The following is a 17819-nucleotide window of genomic DNA, read 5'->3' as shown; positions in this document are numbered from 1 at the left end:
CGATGTCATCGGCCACCTCGGCCACCACCTCCAACACCGTCGCGAACGCCGTCGTCAGACTCGACCCCGTGAGCCTGCGGATCAAGCGGTTCTCCGCGCTGACCACCATGACGCTGCCGCTCATCGGTACCGCGGCGGCGGCCTACTTCCTGTGGAGCGGGCAGTTCACCGCAACCGACCTGTGGCTGTTCGGTGCGATGTACTTCGTCCACATGTTCGGCATTACGGTCGGATTCCACCGCTATCTCGCCCACAAGGCATTCAAGACCTCGGCCGTGTTCGAGGGCGTCATGATGATCACGGGTTCCATGGGGGCCCAGGGTCCGCTGATGTTCTGGGTCACCACACACCGCAGGCACCACCGGTTCAGCGACCGGGAGGGTGACCCGCACTCACCCAACCTGCACGGATGGGAACTCAAGGCTCGCATGCGCGGTCTCTGGTACGCGCACATGCCGTGGATGCTCAGCCCGGAGACCACCAAGTGGTCCGTCTTCGGCCCCGACGTGCTGCGCAGCCGGCGGCTGATGTACTACCACCGTACCTACCCGCTGTGGGTGATCAGCGGCCTGCTGCTTCCGGCCGTCATCGGTTTCGCGATCGAGCAGACCGCGATGTCCGCACTGACCGGTCTGGTCTTCGGCGGCCTGGCGCGCATCTTCGTCGCCAACCAGGCGGCGTGGTGCGTCGGATCGATCTGCCACGCCTTCGGCGGACGCCCCTTCGACAACGAGGACCGCAGCGCCAACAACTGGCCCGTCGCAGTCTTCACCTTCGGTGAAGGGCTGCAGAACAACCACCACGCCTTCCCCGGTTCCTATCGGCACGGCGTCACCTGGTGGGAGCCCGACCTGAGCGGGTGGCTGCTCGCGGGTCTCGGCAAACTCCGCGTCGTGTGGAGTCTGCGCGAACCCGACAAGGAGACCATCGCCAAGCGCAGGAAACAGGCACGGGCAGCGGCTTGACCGAGCCGCGCCCACTCGGCACCAACGAGGCAGGAGCGTAAAGGTGTTCAAGAGGAAGAAGTCAGTTCCGCAGCCCCAGGGGCCGCTGACCGAGGAGTCGCTCAAGCAGTGGCTCACCGACTATCTGGCGGTCCACGCCGAGATCCCGCGGGACACCATCGACACCCGGAAGACGTTCGAGTCCTACGGACTCGACTCCCGGGTTGCGGTCCAAGTGTCCGGCGCCCTCGAGAAGATCGTCGAACGCCGGCTCTCGCCCGGCCTGCTCTACGAATACCAGTCCATCGATGCCCTGAGCCAGTACCTGGCCAAGGAGCTCAGGCTCACCGCCTGAGCCTTCCGGGCCCTTCGCCGGACCGCCATGCCCCTCCCGGCGAGCTTTGCCCTGTCGCGTCGCCCCGCACTCCCCCGCAGCCCTCCGGGCGCGGGAGGTGCCCCCACTCGCCGCGTTGGCCAAAAGACCTGGTAGCTCCGCTACAAGGCCTTCCGGCAGCCTTGCGGCAGCACGCACTGGACGACGCTCCTTGACGGGCAGACATTGCCGGTCGCGGCACTGGCACCGACCGTTCTCACGAAGGAGACGACATGGGTGCATTCGACTTCCCTTCGGCACCGGACGAAAACTTCCAGACATTTCTTGCCCAGGCGGAGCAGATCGAGGGCGAACGCCTCGCGAGCGCGATACCGAAGGAGTACTTCGAGCCGCGCCTGGGCCGGGGCATGGCCGGCTTCATCGTCAGCTGGCTGCTCTACGCGGGCGCGATCGCCGGCGTGGCCTGGGCTCCCCACTGGGTGCTCTGGCTGCCCCTGTGGATCGTGGCCGGCCTGGGCGGCTGGGGACTGCACTGCATCGCGCACGACTGCGGTCACGGTTCCTTCTCACGTTCCCGCAAGCTCAATTACGCGATCGGGCACATCTCGCTGCTGCCGCTGATTTATCCGTTCCACGCGTGGCGGCATGTTCACAATATGCATCACACCAGCACCAACCATCTTGAACTCGACACGGACTGGCGCCCTCTTCCGGCCGGCATGTTCGACAGGATGTCCCTGTGGGGCAAGGCGGTGTACCTCTCGACCCGTACCTGGGCGTTCTGGGGCGGCACGATCAACTACTGGGTGGAGTCCGGGTTCCGGCCGGGGTTCTTCCCGAAGGCGGGGCAGCGGCGCGAGGTACGGCGTTCGATGGCATTCGTCGCCGCTGTCGCCGTCCCTTACCAGGCGGCGCTGGTGTACTTCGCCGGTGTGCCGGGGCTGCTGCTCTACTTCGTCGCCCCCTGGCTGGCCACCCACGCCTGGTTCAGCGCCACCACGCTCATGCATCACAGTGCCAGCGACGTGCCGTACCTGACGGCCGAGTACTGGACGCGCAACGCCAGCCGGCTGCTGGTCACCACGGACTACGCCTACCCGAAGTGGCTGCTGTTCCTCACGCACAACATCTCGATCCATACAGCGCATCACGTGGCCCCGGTGGTGCCGTACTACAACCTGCCCAAGGCGCAGGAGATGCTCAAGCAGCGGTATCCGGGCCTGGTGCGAGAACGCAGGTTCACCTTCGGGCAGATGTGGCGCATCGTCCGTCATCTGCACTTCTACGACACGGAGTCCGGGTACTACTCGGACCTGTCACGGAGCAAGGTGGCACCGGAGACGCCCGCGTCCGTGGGCGCTGAAGGAACCCGGTGAAGGCGCCCCTGCTGCGCAGGTTCGCCCACACCGCTCTCGGGGCGCTGGCCCCGAGAGCGGGTGTGCGGTGGGCCACCGATGTGTTCAGCAGTACGCGCACCCTCGGCCTGCGCCCGGACAACGTGCTGCCCCTCGGGGCCGACCGGTTCACCGTCGCAGGCAATGCCGACGTGCCGAGCGGCTTTCTGTGGGGCGGCGGCGAGGCGGCCGAGGGTACCGCGCTGCTGGTGCACGGCTGGGCCGCGGACAGCAGCAGCATGCATTCGCTCGTCCCTTCGCTGCGCGACCTCGGCTTCCGGGTGGCGGCCTTCGACGGTCCCGCCCACGGGGTGCGCGAGGGGACCCAGGCGACCATGACGCAGTACACCCGGGCCGTGGGCGCCGTACTGGACACGCTCGGCGACGTACGCGTCGTCGTGGCGCACTCGCTGGGCAGCGTCGCGGCGATCGGTGCGGCCGTGGAGCGGACCGGAAAGCCGCTCGACTGCGCCGTCCTCATTGCTCCGGCCTGCACGCTGGGCGGTGTCCTGGACCGGTGGGACGGGGCCGGCCTGCGGCTGACGCCCGCCGTGGTGGAGGGCATCTACGGCGAGCTGCACCGCCGCAACGGCGTGCCGGTCAGCCATTGGGACGTCGTCGGACTCGGCGCCTCCTTCGACCGGCCGGTGCTGGTCGTGCACGACCCCGAGGACCCGATGGTGCCGTACTCCGACGCGGTGGCCGTCAGCGCCGGGATGAAGGACGCAACGCTGGTGAGCAAGCCGGGGACCGGGCACATGGGCATCCTCATGTCGAAGGACGTGAGCGCCACCGTCTCCGGCTTCGTCGCCGGGCACATGAACAGGGACAGAGAAGGAATCGTATGAGCGACCGGTCCGGCAAGCGGGCGTGGATGTGTCTCCTCTGCGGCTGGGTCTACTACGAGGAACTGGGGCTTCCCGAGGAGGGATTCCCGCCCGGCACCCGGTGGGAGGACATTCCCGACGACTGGGAGTGCCCCGACTGTGGCGCGGCCAAGGCCGACTTCGTCATGGAGGAGCTGTGACCGGGTGTTTCCCCGGGCCCGTTGCCGGCCGATTCGCCCGCTCGGTTCCCTGTGGCCACGCGTCGTGCCGTTGCTCACACGGCGTGGCCCCCGGTGTTACTGATGGGCATCTTCGACGACGTCGGTGAATCAGCCTCCACAACCCTCAACTCGGAGGAAAACATGGCACGTTCGGTGATTCTGGGGGGAGCGAGGACCCCCATGGGGAAGCTGCTCGGCTCCCTGAAGGACTTCTCGGCAGCCCAGCTGGGCGCCGTGGCGATCCGCGCGGCCCTGGAGCGGTCGGGAGTGCGGCCGGATCAGGTGCAGTACACGATCATGGGCCAGGTGATCACCGCGGGCGCCGGCCAGAACCCCGCCCGGCAGGCGGCGGTGACGGCGGGCATCCCGATGGGAGTGCCCGCACTGACCGTCAACAAGGTCTGCCTCTCCGGGCTGGAGGCGGTGGCTCTCGCCGATCAGCTCATCCGCGCCGGCGAGTTCGACCTGGTCGTGGCCGGCGGACAGGAGTCGATGACGCAGGCCCCGCACGTCCTGCCGAAGGCACGCGCCGGCTTCAAGTACGGCGAGACGCCGCTGGCCGACAGCATGGAGCTGGACGGGCTGTTCTGCTCGTTCGACGACGTGGTCATGGGCAGCGCGACCGACCGTTACAACACCCGCTACGGCGTCACCCGCGAGGAGCAGGACGCCTTCGCCGCCGCCTCGCACCGCAAGGCGGCCGCCGCGGTGGACGCGGGTGCCCTGGCCGAGGAGATCGTTCCGGTGTCCGTGCCGCGACGGAAGGGCGATCCGGTGCTCTTCGAGCACGACGAGTCGCTGCGTCCCGACACCACGGAGGAGGCCCTCGGCAAGTTGCGCCCGTCCTTCAGCCCCTCCGGGACCATCACCGCCGGCACCTCGTCGCCCTTGTCCGACGGCGCCGCGGCAGTCGTGGTGTGCAGCAGGCGCAAGGCCGAGGAGCTCGGCCTGGAGTGGATCGCCGAAGTCGGCGCACACGGCACGGTCGCCGGTCCCGGCCCGAGCCTGCACGAGCAGCCGGCCAACGCCATCAGCGCCGCTCTCGCCAAGGAGGGTATCGGCGTCGGCGACCTCGACCTGGTGGAGATCAACGAGGCCTTCGCCTCGGTCGGTGTCGTCTCCATGGCCACGCTCGAACTTCCCGAGGACATGGTCAACACCGATGGCGGGGCGATCGCGCTGGGCCACCCGCTGGCCGCATCCGGGGCCCGGCTGGTGCTCCACCTCGCCCATGCGCTGGGTCGCCGGGGCGGCGGCACGGCGGTCGCCTCGATGTGCGGTGGCGGCGGCCAGGGCAGCGCGCTGGTGATCCACTCGCCGGCTCCCTGAACGTCTGCCGGCCCGGCTCTCTTCCGCATGGCGACCCCTGCACGACCGTACGGAAGGGAGCGGCCCGCCGATTCACCGTCGCTCGTTCCCCTCCCTCCCCTCGTCCCGGACAGCGGAAGGCCCAGCAGTGATCGTCGTACGTCCCGAGGTCCTGGCCCCGTACCCCGTGCGTGGCAAGCACTTCACCGTCATCGTCGAAAAGCCCTTGGCCCGGAGTGTCCGGATCGCGGGGCGCGGTCCCGGCGGCGCAGAGCCGTCCCTGATCCCCGCGGAGCCGTCCGCCTCGCTGGCCGTGCTCCTCGGCACCGAGGTGCCCGCGGACTCCGACGTACTGGTCCTCGCCACCCGGGACGGCCTGCTGACCGCACCGCCGGAAGCCATCGGGACGTCCCGAGTCGTGGTGGGCGCACGGCTCTGCGAGGGTCCGCTCGCCCAGGGACGGCTGCGCCGCCTGTTGACGGCCATGGAGCGCACCCGTCAGGACGCGACGGCGCACCAAGGCCGCCGGTTGCTCTCGGCATTGCGGGACCCCGGCGGGCTGACCCTGCACGAACCGCTCACGGGCTCGGTGGCGGCACTGGACGGGCACGGCGCACTGCGGCCCGCCCCGGACGGGGCCACGGAAGCGGGGGGCGTGCAGATGGCTCCGATCGGCCGGATGCCGGTCTGCTCCACCACCGGCGGCACGCCGCTGACGGGAACGGTCACCGTCAAGGGGCGACCCGTGGTCGGCGGTGCCCCGCGCGGACGGCAACGCCTGTACGAAAGGCTGACCCCGCTGGTCTCCTATCCCATGGTGCTCACCGTCGAAGCGGGCAGGGTGCTCGGGCTGAAGTCCGTCGAGAGCGGTTCGGACGCGGCGGCGGCAGCGCTCGCGGAGTTGTTCAGGCAGAACGAGGAGTACCGCACGGTGACCGGTGTGGTGTTCGGCCTGAACACCGAGCTGGCGCCACTGCCGTACAACACAGAGGCCGCCACGGCGAGCGCCGACAGGTCCACTGCCTCTTTCCATGTGGAACTGGGCGGCGATGCCACGCCGTACCGGGTCACCCTGGCCTGCGCCACCACCGGCGTCTACGCAACCGAGGGGGGCGTATGGCTGGCGGGCGCGGCGCCCCGGGCATCGGGCCGTTCCGTGTTCCGCCTCGGCCGGCCGTGACCGGCCCGCGCCTTCGGCCACTACGCCGCTCTCGTGCCGGGGCCGGGGCCGGGCCGAGGACGTGGGCGAAGGCGCGGGCAAGGGGGCGCGGGAGGATCGATAGCCTGCTGGGGGAGTGGCGGCACGAGAGCCCCTGGCTCAGCCTCCCCTTTTCTCTGCCAAGACCGGCCCCGAGCGCCGCCCGGACCGGCCGACAGGCGTAAACCGCGAGGTGAGAAGGCCATGTTCACGACCCGGCCGACGCTCCAGGGCACTTTCGCGATGGTGTCCTCGACGCACTGGCTCGCCTCGCAGTCCGCGATGGCCGTCCTCGAGCGGGGCGGCAACGCCTACTCACGACGTCACCGTCGGCGAGCCCTGGTCGGAGGGCCGGCTCTGCGCGGTCGCCAGGGACCCGCGCACCGGCGTCCTGTCCGCGGCGGCGAACCCCCGGGGAATGCAGGCTTACGCGGTGGGGCGCTGAGCGCCTCCCGCGATGTCGGCGGGGCGTGATTGTCTTAGGGACATGATCGATGACTTTCTGACCGGTGGTCTGTCCGACGTCGAGGAGGCCGTCCGCAAGGCGGCGGCCGCCGAGATCATGCCGCGCTACCGCCGGCTCGCCGCGCACGAGGTCGACGAGAAGACCGGCCCGCACGACCTCGTCACGATTGCCGACCGCAGCGCGGAGGAGCACCTGGCCGCATCGCTCACGGCGCTGCTGCCGGGCTCCGTCGTCGTCGGCGAGGAAGGGGTGCACGCGGACCCGGCCGGCGCCGACGGGCTGCACGGCGATGCGCCGGTGTGGATTGTCGACCCGGTCGACGGCACCCGCCAGTTCGTGCGCGGCGAGCCCGGTTTCTGCACGCTCGTCGCGCTTGCGCTGCGCGGCGAGGTCCTCGCCTCCTGGACGTACGCACCGGTGCTGGAGGAGCTGGCGGTCGCCGTGCGGGGTGCGGGCGCCACGTTGAACGGCATGCCGATACGGTCCGGTTCCCCCGCCCCGGGCTCGGCGCTGCGGATCGCCATGTCCCATCCGGACTACACGACTCCGGAGCAGAAGCGCGCGCTCCTCGGACTCGCCGTGCCCGGTGTCGACGCCAGGCCGTGCGGCTCGGCGGGCCTGGAGTACCTGGCCGTCGCGCGGGGAGACCTGGACGCGGTCGCGTTCTCCTGGGAACTGCCCTGGGACCACGCGGCCGGGCTGCTTCTGGTCACGGAGGCGGGCGGCGCGCATCTCACGCTCGCCGGTGAGCCGTTCCGTATCACGGGCGGCAACGCCCTCCCGTTCACGGCGGCACGCGACGAGGCGACGGCCCGCCGGATACGGGAACTGCTCAGCTGAGGAGGCCCGGCGGCTCCATCCGGAAGGGCCCCGCACAGGACGCTCCCGCCCAAAGGAGCCCGGCGCGGATCCCGCCGCCACGTGCCCGGCTCAGACCAGCCGGGCCCGCACCTCGCGGACCAGTTCACCCGCCGACTGCACCGCGGCCGCGTCCAGGCCGGCCAGCGCCGACGACACGCGCGCGGCGAAGTCCGCCGGAACACCGGGGAACGCCGCGGCGGCCGCCAGCGCGCCCTTCTCGTTGAGGCACCACACCCGGTGGTGCGCATGGAGCGCCTGCACCAGCACACCGAACGCCCGCGACAGGCACAGCGACACGTGCAGCGTGTCCGGCGGGCATGCCCTCGCCGACTTGGCCGCGGCGGCGACCGAGAACTCCGCCTCCCATGCCGCGTCCACCAGTGCACGGCGCAACGGCTCCGGATACGTCTGCGTCTGCTCCCGCAGCGCCGTCAACTCGCCCGCCGGGTCGGCCAGCACCCGGCACAGGGCCACCTCGCCGGGATAGGCGGGCGACCAGAAACCGAGCGGATGGCCCGGCTGCGTCCCCGTCTCGAACCGCCCCGCCTGACACTGGGCCCAGACCCGCTCGACGCGGTCCAGGTCCCGCAGGATCCAGTCCACCTGGACGCCGTCCACCGACAGCCACGCACCGCCGTCGACCCACGGCCCCCAGCCGCCCGGCGCGGCCACCTCCACCGGCCCGCCGGTCGCCTCGGACGCCGTCGCCGCCAGTGCGGCGACGTCCACCGTGCCCCGGTAGTAGACGCCGAGATCCCAGTCGGAGTCGGGCCGGTGCGCCCCACGCGCCCGGCTGCCGCCGAGCGCGACCGCACGGACCCCAGGTACGCAGGTGAGCCGGGCTGCCATGTCTTCGATCGTGTTGTTCATCGCGACGGGACGGTACCCCGCCCTGCGATGTCGGTACCCGGGAATATCCTTGTGTCTCTTGGCCGTCGGCTGACAAAGGAGTCCGAAGGTGCCGTCGATGCTCGATGCCGTCGTCGTGGGAGCGGGCCCCAACGGGCTGACAGCCGCGGTCGAACTGGCCCGCCGCGGCTTCGCGGTTGCCGTGTACGAGGCCATGGACACCGTCGGCGGCGGCGCGAAGACCGAGGAACTGACCCTCCCCGGCTTCCGCCACGACCCGTGCTCCGCCGTCCACCCGCTCGGTATCGGCTCGCCCGCCTTCACCGACATGCCGCTCGACCGGCACGGCCTGACCTGGCTGCATCCCGAACTGCCCCTCGCCCACCCCTTCCCGGACGGGACGGCGGCGCTGCTCAGCCGCTCGGTCGGCACGACCGCCATGTCGTTCGGCGCGGCCGACGCCGGTGCGTACCGCCGGCTGGTGGCCCCCTACCTCGGCCACTGGGACAGCCTCGCCGCGGACTTCCTGCGCACCCCCTGGGACGGGCTCCCCCGCGACCCGTACCGTTTCGTCCGCTTCGGCCTCGACGCGATCCGGCCCGCGAGCATGCTCGCCCGTCGCTTCCGCGGCGAAAAGGCGCGCGGCCTGCTCGCCGGGCTCGCCGCCCACGCCATCGCCCCCACCAGCGGCCTGGCCACCGGCGGCATCGCGCTGCTGTTCGCGCTGGCCGCGCACGAGGTGGGCTGGCCGATGCCGCGCGGCGGGTCGCAGGCGATCTCCGACGCACTCGCGTCCTACCTGCGCGAACAGGGTGGCACCATCCACACCGGCACTCCGGTCAGACGGCTCGACGAGCTGCCGCCGGCCCGGGCGTACGTCTTCGACACCTCACCCACCGCGCTCGCCAGGATCGCCGGGCTCGGCCAGGCGTACTGGCGCTACAGGTACGGCGCCTCCGCTTTCAAAATCGACTATGCGCTGTCGGGGCCCATGCCGTGGACGGCCGAGGATGCCCGCACGGCAGGCACGGTCCACATCGGCCCGACCGCGCGCGAGATCGAGAGCGCCCTCGGCGCGGCGGTCGCCGGCCGCGCTCCCGAGGTCCCCTTCCTGATCACCGCCCAGCCGAGCGTGGTCGACCCGACCAGGGCGCCCGAGGGCAAGCACGTCCTGTGGGCGTACGGGCATGTGCCCGCCGGCTGGGAGGGCGACGCGACCGAGGTGATCGAGCGCCAACTGGAGCGCTTCGCACCGGGCTTCCGCGACCTGGTGCTGGCCCGCGCCGTCGCCGGCCCGCCTCGACTGGCCGCGCGCAACGCCAACTACGTGGGCGGAGACATCGCGTGCGGCGCCTTCGCCGGAATGCAGACCGTCATCCGCCCCAAGCTGGCCCGCGTTCCGTACGCCACCGCGCACCCGGCCGTCTTTCTCTGCTCCTCGGCGACACCGCCGGGCCCGGGCGTCCACGGCATGTCGGGCCACCACGCCGCGAAGGCGGTCTGGCGCCGACTGCGGGCACGCTGAGCCCGGCTCACCCACGCAGCGACGCCGGACGGGATATGCGGGAATCCAGTGCCCGACGTTCGCTCATGCCGGTGATCCTTCCAAGTCCGGAAGTGAGGCAAGAGCGGACGACCGGTCGGCGTGGCCCGACGCGGCCGGCCAGTTCCTCGGGCAGCGGATACACCCGCTCCGGCGGAAGCAGGGCCTCCGCCGTGCTGAGGTCCCCGCCTTCACCGCCGTGCGGATGTCGTGTGCCAGTGGCGTCACATCGCGGATGCCGGTGATCCAGTCGTCCACGTAGCGGTCGACGGCCGGGCCCGACAGCCCTACCTGGATCGCACTCCGGGTCCGGGAGGTCACGCCGGTCCTGGCAGAGCAAGGTCGATGTCGGATTCTCGCCAGAGCGAGCGGGTTGAAAGCGTCATCCTTGACCTATGCACACCGACACCGAGCGCTGCGTACGCGCCGTCCGGTCCAAGGACGCGCGGTTCGACGGCTGGTTCTTCACCGCCGTGCTGACCACCGGGATCTACTGCCGCCCCAGCTGCCCGGCCGTGCCGCCGAAGGTCGAGAACATGACCTTCTACCCGAGCGCCGCAGCCTGTCAGCAGGCCGGGTTCCGGGCCTGCAAGCGCTGCCGTCCCGACACCACCCCGGGCTCACCCGAGTGGAACGCCCGCGCCGACGCCGTCGCGCGTGCCATGCGGCTGATCCGGGACGGCGTCGTCGACCGGGAGGGTGTGCCGGGCCTCGCCGCGCGGCTGGGGTACTCCACCCGGCAGATCGAGCGCCAGCTGCTTGCCGAGCTGGGCGCCGGGCCGCTCGCCCTGGCCCGTGCCCAGCGTGCCCAGACCGCGCGGCTGCTCATCGAGACGACGGCTCTGCCCATGGCGGAGGTCGCCTTCGCGGCCGGCTTCGCCTCCATCCGGACCTTCAACGACACCGTCCGCGAGGTCTTCGCCCTCCCCCCGAGCGAGCTGCGGGCCCGCGCCGGCCGCGGCCGTGCCGCCGTGCCGCCCGCGCCCGGCGTGATCGCGCTCAGGCTCCCGTACCGTGCTCCGCTCAACCCCGGCAACCTGTTCGGGCATCTCGCCGCGACCGGCGTCCCCGGCGTCGAGGAGTGGCGGGGCGGAGCGTACCGGCGCACCCTGTCACTCCCGTACGGGCACGGCATCGTGAGCCTGACGCCGCACCCCGACCACATCTCCTGCCGGCTCTCCCTGACCGATCCGCGCGATCTGACCATCGCCATCAGCCGCTGCCGCTGGATGCTCGACCTGGACGCGGACCCGGTCGCCGTCGACGACCAGCTGCGCAGCGATCCGCTGCTCGCCCCGCTGGTCGACAAGGCGCCCGGGCGGCGGGTGCCGCGTACCGTCGACGCCGCCGAGTTCGCGGTACGGGCCGTGCTCGGCCAGCAGGTCTCCACGGCAGCCGCCCGCACCCACGCGGGACGCCTCGTCAGGGCGCACGGCGTGCCCGTGGAAGACGCCGAGGGCGGCCTCACCCACCTCTTCCCGACGTCCGAGGCACTTGCCGCCCTCGACCCCGAGGCCCTCGCGCTGCCCCGCAGCCGGCGCACCACCCTGACCATGCTCGTCGCCACCCTCGCCGACCGGACGCTCAAGCTCGACCCGGGCAGCGACTGGGACCAGGCACGGGCGCAGCTCGCCGAGCTGCCCGGCTTCGGGCCGTGGACCGTCGAGGTCATCGCGATGCGTGCCCTCGGCGACCCCGACGCGTTCCTCCCCACAGACCTCGGAATGCGGCGCGCCGCGTCCGAACTGGGGCTGCCCGCCACCCCGGCCGCCCTCACCGCGCGGGCGGCGGCCTGGCGGCCCTGGCGCGCCTACGCCGTCCAGTACCTGTGGGCGTCGGACGACCACCCCATCAACCACCTCCCGGCGTAAGGAACCCCACTCATGAACACGACCACGTCCAGGCGGCACACGGTCGTCGACAGCCCCTACGGCGCGCTGACCCTCGTCGCCACCGACGGCGTCCTCAGCGGCCTCTACATGACCGATCAGCGTCACCGTCCGGCCGAAGAGACCTTCGGCGACCGCGACGAGACCCCCTTCGGCGAGGCGATCCACCAGCTGGAGGCCTACTTCGCCCGCGAACTCACCGAGTTCGACCTGACGCTGCACCTCGCGGGCACGCCCTTCCAGGGCAGTGTCTGGGACCGGCTGCGGCAGATCCCGTACGGCGAGACACGCACCTACGGCGAACTGGCGGAGGAGCTCGGCAACCGGGGGGCCTCCCGCGCGGTGGGCCTCGCCAACGGCAAGAACCCCATCGGCATCATCGTGCCCTGCCACCGAGTCATCGGCGCCTCCGGGAGCCTCGTCGGCTACGGCGGCGGACTCGACCGCAAGCAGCGACTGCTCGTCTTCGAGCGCGGGGTGGGGGACGGCGCGCTCTTCCCGGCCTTCGCCGCAGACGTCCCGCCGGCCGCTGTCCAGGCGTCCGTCTTCTAGGCGTCCGCGAGCCGCTCCAGGAGCGCCGGCAGCGCCGTCCCGATCGGCTCGCGCACGACCTCGTCGGCGAGTTCGTCGTACGGCGTCGGCTCGGCGTTCACCACGATGAGCCGCGCGCCGTTCTCGGCCGCGACACCGGCCAGCGACGCCGCGGGCTGCACGCGCAGCGTCGTGCCCACGGCGACGAACACCTCGCACGCCTTGGTGATCGCCATCGCCTGGCCCAGCACGACCGGGTCCAGCCGCTCGCCGAACATGACCGTCGCCGACTTCAGGATGCCGCCGCACGTCGTGCACGCCGGGTCCTCCTCGCCGGCCTCCACCCGTGCCAGCGCTTCCGCCATGGGGGAGCGGGCATGACAGCGGGTGCAGGTCACCGTCCGCGCGGTGCCGTGCAGTTCGAGGACCTTGCGATCGGGCATGCCGCCGAGCTGGTGGAGCCCGTCGACGTTCTGGGTGATGACCCGGACGGCGACGCCCGGACGCCGGTCGAGCGCGGCCACCGCGCGGTGCGCGGCGTTCGGCTCCGCACTCCATGTCGCGCTCTTGCGCCGCATCAGCCAGGAGCGCCGCCGGATGTCCGGGTCGGCCATGTAGAAGTCGTACGTGACGAGCTTCTCCGCCTGCGGGTCGCGTCGCCAGAGTCCTTGCGGACCGCGGTAGTCGGGAATGCCGGAGTCCGTGGAGATGCCGGCGCCGCTGAGGATCGCGACGAGAGTCATGCTCCGAGCGTACGCAGCCGGTACGACCGGCGGCGAACCGTTTGTGCCCCGCTGCGCCGGTCCTCCCCGGCCACGGTCACCATCGCGCCGCCGCAGGAATCACGGGGCCGATACGGGCGAACGGGGTCGGAGCCTCACCCGTCCACCGGTGCTGCACCGCCCTGCCCATCTCCTTCATGACGTCACCGTCCTGGACCTTGCCGGTCTCCGCCACGTAGAAGCGGCCGTCGTCCAGCGAGACGAGCCCGTACTGCCCCGCCGCCTCCCAGCCGTACGTCCCCGACGGCTCGTGATGCAGCCCCCGCGGCAGCAGCGGGAGCAGCCGGCCGCGCTCCGGCCGCTGCTGTCCGCGGATCGGTCCCCAGAAGGGGCGGCGGTCGCCGTCGACGACGAAGAACGAGTAGTTGGGGAAGGCGGGCTTGGTGCCCTTGTAGGCGGCCATCATCCAGTTGCCGCTGCGGCCGTCGTATTCGAGGTTCTGCACGCCGTAGGTGGTGTTCCCGGTGTACAGGAAGTACTTGCCGTCCGGGGACGACGGGCCGCTGCGGTGCGGCTCCGACTCGGTCAAGGGCCGCTCGTACGCACGCCACTTGCGGACGTCGTACTGCAACAGCACCTGGTGGTCGTTGTCCTTCCGGGTGGCGTTGGCATACACCCCGTAAGCCACCGTCAGTTTCTGCTGCCCTCCCTTCTTCCCGAACGCCGGGCCGAATGCGACTCCGTCGATGCCACTGCACCCGTACCGGTGGTCGGCCGTCTTGCCCGTGTTGCCGTCGAAGACTCCGTCGCCGTTCATGTCGGCCGTGTAGTCGTCCACCACTTCCTTCAGATGGACGGTGGTGAAGACACCGCTGGTGGCGGCGTCCATGTCCATCCGGTCGATCCGGTCGCCGTCGAGGATCGCGATGTAGAACGCTTTCGCCGACTTGTACTCCAGCGAGCCGTAGACACGTCCGTCGACGGTGTTGAGGTCCAGGTCGCCGAGGTGCCCGGTGAACCCGGTGACCGAACCGACAGGCCGGCCACGGAGGTCGGTCTTGACCAGGAGGTTCGTGAAGGAGAAGTACATGAAGCCCTTGCGGCGGTCCAGGGCCATGCCCTGGAGATGCCCGGACGCCCAGGCCCCGCCGTCGACGGTGAGGGGCGGTCTCGGCGCGGGGCGCGGCGGTGCGGCGCCGGCCGTCGGAGCGAGGGTGCCGATCGTTGCTGCGGCCAGGAAGACGGCAGCCGTCAGCAGGCCGTACACGTGCGAGTGCCTGTGCATGGTCCCTCCGGGGTCCTCGAAGTCCGGATGGTGCTCGGCGGACGCGCACGGCCGACCCGACTCGACATGAACGCCCTGTACGGGGAATACCCACGCTGAATGATGATCCGTCAGGCGCTGTGGATCCTGCGGTGATTGCGCACCGGCGCGTCGGTCACGATGCGGCAGCGGCGGCCGGCAGCACGACGGGGGTGAAGGGCATCGGCGTCCGGCCGGTCCAGCGGTGCAGCCGGGCCCTTCCCCTCTGCAGGGTGGCCCCGCCGTGGCGGACCTTGGTGGACTCGCCCAGGTAGAAGCGGCCGTCGCCGAGCGAAACGAGTCCGTACTGTCCCGCCTGGTCCCAGCCGTACGTCCCCGACTGCTCGTGGTGTTTTCCTTCAGGGAGCAGCGACAGCAGCAGTCCCTGTTCCGGCCGCTGCTGGCCACGGATCCCGCCGATCACGGGCGGCCGGCTGCCGTCGACGGCGAAGAGCCCGAAGTTGGGGAAGGACACCTTGGTCCCATTGTAGACGGCCATCAGCCAGTTGCCGCTGTGACCGTCGTACTCGAGGTTCTGCACGCCGTACGTGGTGTTGCCCGTGTGGACGAAGTACTTGCCCTCAGGGGCGGCGGGGCCTCGGCGGTGGTGGCGGGACTCGTCGAGGGGACGCTCGTACTGCCGCCATGCCGTCGTGTCGTACTGGAGCAGCACCTGGTGGTCGTTGTCACGGCGGGTTGTGTCCGCGTACACGCCGTAGGCGACGGTGAGCAGTTGCCGCCCGTCCTTCCTGCCGAACGCCGGCCCGAACGAGATCCCGTCGATGCCGGCGTTCCCGTAGCGGTGGTCCGCGGTATCGGCCCGCGGGCCGTCGAAGATGCCGTCCCCGTCCATGTCGGCCGTGTGGTCGCGCCGGACCTCCTCGAGATGGACCGTGGTCAGGACACCGCTGGTACGGGCGTCCATGTTCATCCGGGTGATCCGGTCACCGTCGAAGACGGCCACGTAGAAGGCCTGTGCGTCGGCGTACTCCAGCGAGCCGTAGACCCGGCCGTCCCGCGGGTCGAAGTCGAGGTCGCCGAGATGGCCCCCGATGCCCCGGACCGACCCGAGCGGCCTTCCGCGCAGATCCGTTTTCACGATGCTGTCGGTGAACGAGAAGTACAGGTGCCGCTTGCCCGGATCCAGAGCCATGCCCTGGAGATGCCCGGACTTCCAGGTGCCGCCGGCGACGGAGGCGGGCAGCACTCGCGCGTCTGCCTGGACGGGCAGTTGGGGAGGATCCGGGGACTTCTCATGGGGGGTGGCGGCGGGAGCGGCGCCGGCGATCGTCACCAGCGTCAAGGCCGCGACCGCGGTCAGCCAGCCGCGCAGATGCAGGAACATGGGGCACTCCGGAGTCCGGGGGCTCCGGATGCTGCCCGTCGGGTGTGCACGGTCCCGGTCGGCTCGGACAACGAGTCATGAACGCACGCGTACGGCCTGTCGGTTACCGGCAAAACGGGGCAAATGCACTGCTCGAGCGGTCAGGGTGCAGGCGGCAGCCCGTTCTCCAGCTCGACCGTGCCCGTCCCCGCCGACAGCGCGTCGAGAGCGGCCATGACCCGCAGGCCCAGCGAACCGAGCAGGTACTCGGACAGGTCCTCGCGCGCGACCAGGCGCCAGGACACCAGCTCCTCCTCCTGCAGCCGGACCTCCTTGAACCGGTCCTCCGGCAGCACCCCGCCGTCGTACACATACGCGGCGATCGGGGGGCGAGCCTCGCCGGGAACCCAGTCGACCACGAGCAGCGCGCCGAGCTCGATGTCCAGGCCGATCTCCTCCAGCGTCTCCCGGCGGGCCGCCTGCCGCGGCGTCTCGCCCCGATCCGACTCGATCGTGCCGCCCGGAAGCGCCCACCCCTTCCGGTAGTTGGGCTCGACCAGCAGCACCCGGCCCTCGCCGTCACGCAGCAGTGCGGCGGCTCCGGCGAGGATGCGGGGGAGGGAGGCGATGTAGGAGGCGTAGTCCGAGGTCGTCACGGCACGCAGCGTAGGACATGGGCCGCGCGCGGCGGTGAGCGCCACGGCCCGGCGCCTGTGCTAAACAACCACCTTTGGTACGGAATATTGGGCGATGCCGGGGTGGCATGCCCTCCGACGCTGCGGATAGGGTCGGGGCGGCGCGACTGCCTGTTCGATAGCAAGGGATGCAAGGTGACGGACGGAGCAGTTACTCAGCCCGCGCGTGTGCTCGTCGCGGCTGACAAGTTCAAGGGCTCGCTCACGGCCGTACAGGTCGCGGAGCGGGTGACAGCCGGGCTCCGGCGAGTGGTCCCCGACCTGGCGGTGGAGGCACTGCCCGTGGCCGACGGCGGCGACGGCACGGTCGCCGCGGCGGTGGCGGCCGGGTTCGAGCGCCGGGAGGTACGGGTCACGGGGCCGCGCGGCGAGTCCCTCACCGCGGCGTACGCCCTCCGCGACGGCACCGCCGTCGTCGAGATGGCCGAGGCCTCCGGCCTCCAGCACCTGCCGCCGGGTGTCTTCGCACCGCTGACCGCCACGACCTACGGCTCCGGGGAACTGCTGCGCGCCGCGCTCGACGCGGGCGCGCGCACCATCGTCTTCGGCGTCGGCGGCAGCGCGACCACCGACGGCGGCGCCGGAATGCTCGCCGCGCTCGGCGCGCGCTTCCTCGACGCGTCCGGCGAACCGGTGTCCCCCGGCGGCGCAGCCCTGCGCGACCTCGCGACCGCCGACCTGTCCGGGCTCGACGCCCGCTTCAAGGACGTCGAACTCGTCCTCGCCAGCGACGTCGACAACCCGCTGACCGGCCCCAAGGGCGCCCCAGCCGTCTACGGTCCCCAGAAGGGCGCGGCTCCGGAGGACGTCGCCGTCCTCGACGAGGCGCTCGCACACTACGCGTCCGTACTCGGACCCGAGCAGGCGGACTCGCCCGGCGCGGGCGCGGCGGGCGGCATCGGCTACGGCGCGCTGGTCGCGCTCGGCGCGGGCTTCCGGCCCGGCATCGAGGTCATGCTCGACGTGCTGGGCTTCGCCCCGGCCCTGTCGAGGGCCACCCTCGTCATCACCGGCGAGGGCTCCCTCGACGAGCAGACCCTGCACGGCAAGGCCCCGGCGGGCGTCGCGGCGGCGGCCCGCGCCCGCGGCATCGAGGTCGTCGCGGTCTGCGGCCGCCTGACGCTCCCCCCGGAGGCACTGGGGCGCGCCGGTATCCGGCGCGCCTACGCCCTCACTGCGCTGGAGCCGGACCCGGAGCGCTGCATGGCGGAAGCAGGTCCGCTGCTGGAACGGGCGTCGGAGTCGATCGGGCGCGACTTCCTGCTCTGACGGGGGGTGGGGGGGGGGGGGGGGCCCCGCCCCCCCCCCCCCCCCCCCCCGGAAAGCCGCTGGGCGTCTTTTGCGGGGCCAGGTCCGTGTTGTTTGGCGGGTGGGTGTGCTGCCGGGCGTGGCTCGGCGCTTCCAAGCGGA

At 71.5% G+C, this 17819-nt stretch carries 18 protein-coding genes; 12 read left to right on the top strand and 6 right to left on the bottom strand.

What is annotated here, in order from left to right:
• Positions 1-2: 2 nt before the first annotated feature.
• From ACZ4SA_RS25595 to ACZ4SA_RS25560, 8 genes are all read left to right on the top strand, one after another.
• The gene (locus ACZ4SA_RS25595) at positions 3-965 is read left to right on the top strand and encodes an acyl-CoA desaturase (protein WP_468278734.1); all 963 of its coding nucleotides are present in this window, start codon (positions 3-5) and stop codon (positions 963-965) included.
• A gap of 43 nt (positions 966-1008) precedes the next feature.
• A complete protein-coding gene (locus ACZ4SA_RS25590; protein WP_468278732.1) occupies positions 1009-1299 on the top strand; it encodes an acyl carrier protein in 291 nt (96 codons plus the stop codon).
• A gap of 251 nt (positions 1300-1550) precedes the next feature.
• Positions 1551-2654, top strand: coding sequence for a fatty acid desaturase (locus tag ACZ4SA_RS25585; protein WP_468278730.1), 1104 nt, complete (start codon positions 1551-1553; stop codon positions 2652-2654).
• A complete protein-coding gene (locus ACZ4SA_RS25580) occupies positions 2651-3520 on the top strand; it encodes an alpha/beta hydrolase (RefSeq protein WP_468278728.1) in 870 nt (289 codons plus the stop codon). The genes ACZ4SA_RS25585 and ACZ4SA_RS25580 overlap by 4 nt, the downstream gene beginning before the upstream one ends.
• Positions 3517-3699 (top strand): rubredoxin, encoded by a 183-nt coding sequence (locus tag ACZ4SA_RS25575; protein ID WP_251022369.1) that lies wholly within the window; start codon positions 3517-3519, stop codon positions 3697-3699. Before ACZ4SA_RS25580 ends, ACZ4SA_RS25575 begins: the two co-directional genes overlap by 4 nt.
• Positions 3700-3861: 162 nt before the next feature.
• The gene (locus ACZ4SA_RS25570) at positions 3862-5049 is read left to right on the top strand and encodes an acetyl-CoA C-acetyltransferase (protein ID WP_468278724.1); all 1188 of its coding nucleotides are present in this window, start codon (positions 3862-3864) and stop codon (positions 5047-5049) included.
• A gap of 127 nt (positions 5050-5176) precedes the next feature.
• On the top strand, positions 5177-6208 hold the full coding sequence (locus ACZ4SA_RS25565) for a hypothetical protein (protein WP_468278721.1): 1032 nt from the start codon (positions 5177-5179) through the stop codon (positions 6206-6208).
• 505 nt (positions 6209-6713) lie between these two features.
• Positions 6714-7532, top strand: a complete 819-nt coding sequence (locus ACZ4SA_RS25560; protein ID WP_468278718.1) for an inositol monophosphatase family protein — start codon at positions 6714-6716, stop codon at positions 7530-7532.
• Between the two features lie 90 nt (positions 7533-7622).
• On the opposite strand, the gene ACZ4SA_RS25555 is transcribed toward ACZ4SA_RS25560, so the two are convergent.
• Positions 7623-8423: a nucleotidyltransferase domain-containing protein gene (locus ACZ4SA_RS25555; RefSeq protein WP_468278714.1), complete on the bottom strand. Its 801-nt coding sequence runs from the start codon at positions 8421-8423 to the stop codon at positions 7623-7625.
• Between the two features lie 88 nt (positions 8424-8511).
• Here ACZ4SA_RS25555 and ACZ4SA_RS25550 point away from each other — a divergent pair, with 88 nt between their 5' ends.
• Complete coding sequence (locus ACZ4SA_RS25550; RefSeq protein ID WP_468278711.1) at positions 8512-9927, top strand: phytoene desaturase family protein; 1416 nt, start codon at positions 8512-8514, stop codon at positions 9925-9927.
• Between the two features lie 63 nt (positions 9928-9990).
• On the opposite strand, the gene ACZ4SA_RS25545 is transcribed toward ACZ4SA_RS25550, so the two are convergent.
• Complete coding sequence (locus ACZ4SA_RS25545) at positions 9991-10266, bottom strand: DUF4291 family protein (protein WP_468278708.1); 276 nt, start codon at positions 10264-10266, stop codon at positions 9991-9993.
• Between the two features lie 74 nt (positions 10267-10340).
• On the opposite strand from ACZ4SA_RS25545, the gene ACZ4SA_RS25540 reads away from it, so the two are divergent.
• Both ACZ4SA_RS25540 and ACZ4SA_RS25535 read left to right on the top strand, forming a co-directional pair.
• On the top strand, positions 10341-11816 hold the full coding sequence (locus tag ACZ4SA_RS25540; protein ID WP_468278704.1) for an AlkA N-terminal domain-containing protein: 1476 nt from the start codon (positions 10341-10343) through the stop codon (positions 11814-11816).
• 12 nt (positions 11817-11828) lie between these two features.
• On the top strand, positions 11829-12386 hold the full coding sequence (locus tag ACZ4SA_RS25535; protein ID WP_468278701.1) for a methylated-DNA--[protein]-cysteine S-methyltransferase: 558 nt from the start codon (positions 11829-11831) through the stop codon (positions 12384-12386).
• Here the strand turns inward: ACZ4SA_RS25535 and ACZ4SA_RS25530 are convergent.
• The 4 genes from ACZ4SA_RS25530 to ACZ4SA_RS25515 all read right to left on the bottom strand — a co-directional run bounded on the left by ACZ4SA_RS25530 (position 12383) and on the right by ACZ4SA_RS25515 (position 16370).
• Complete coding sequence (locus tag ACZ4SA_RS25530; protein WP_468278698.1) at positions 12383-13108, bottom strand: SIR2 family NAD-dependent protein deacylase; 726 nt, start codon at positions 13106-13108, stop codon at positions 12383-12385. The two genes, ACZ4SA_RS25535 and ACZ4SA_RS25530, sit on opposite strands and share 4 nt — an antisense overlap.
• A 76-nt stretch (positions 13109-13184) precedes the next feature.
• The gene (locus ACZ4SA_RS25525; protein ID WP_468278695.1) at positions 13185-14372 is read right to left on the bottom strand and encodes a hypothetical protein; all 1188 of its coding nucleotides are present in this window, start codon (positions 14370-14372) and stop codon (positions 13185-13187) included.
• Between the two features lie 154 nt (positions 14373-14526).
• Positions 14527-15735: a hypothetical protein gene (locus ACZ4SA_RS25520; protein WP_468278692.1), complete on the bottom strand. Its 1209-nt coding sequence runs from the start codon at positions 15733-15735 to the stop codon at positions 14527-14529.
• 140 nt (positions 15736-15875) lie between these two features.
• Positions 15876-16370, bottom strand: coding sequence for an NUDIX domain-containing protein (locus ACZ4SA_RS25515; RefSeq protein WP_468278689.1), 495 nt, complete (start codon positions 16368-16370; stop codon positions 15876-15878).
• A 174-nt stretch (positions 16371-16544) separates the two neighbouring features.
• Here ACZ4SA_RS25515 and ACZ4SA_RS25510 point away from each other — a divergent pair, with 174 nt between their 5' ends.
• Positions 16545-17678, top strand: coding sequence for a glycerate kinase (locus ACZ4SA_RS25510; protein WP_468278686.1), 1134 nt, complete (start codon positions 16545-16547; stop codon positions 17676-17678).
• Positions 17679-17819: the final 141 nt, after the last annotated feature.

The sequence above is a fragment of the Streptomyces sp. NPDC027962 genome, from assembly GCF_055566095.1.
This window is presented reverse-complemented; position numbering and strand designations above follow the sequence as displayed.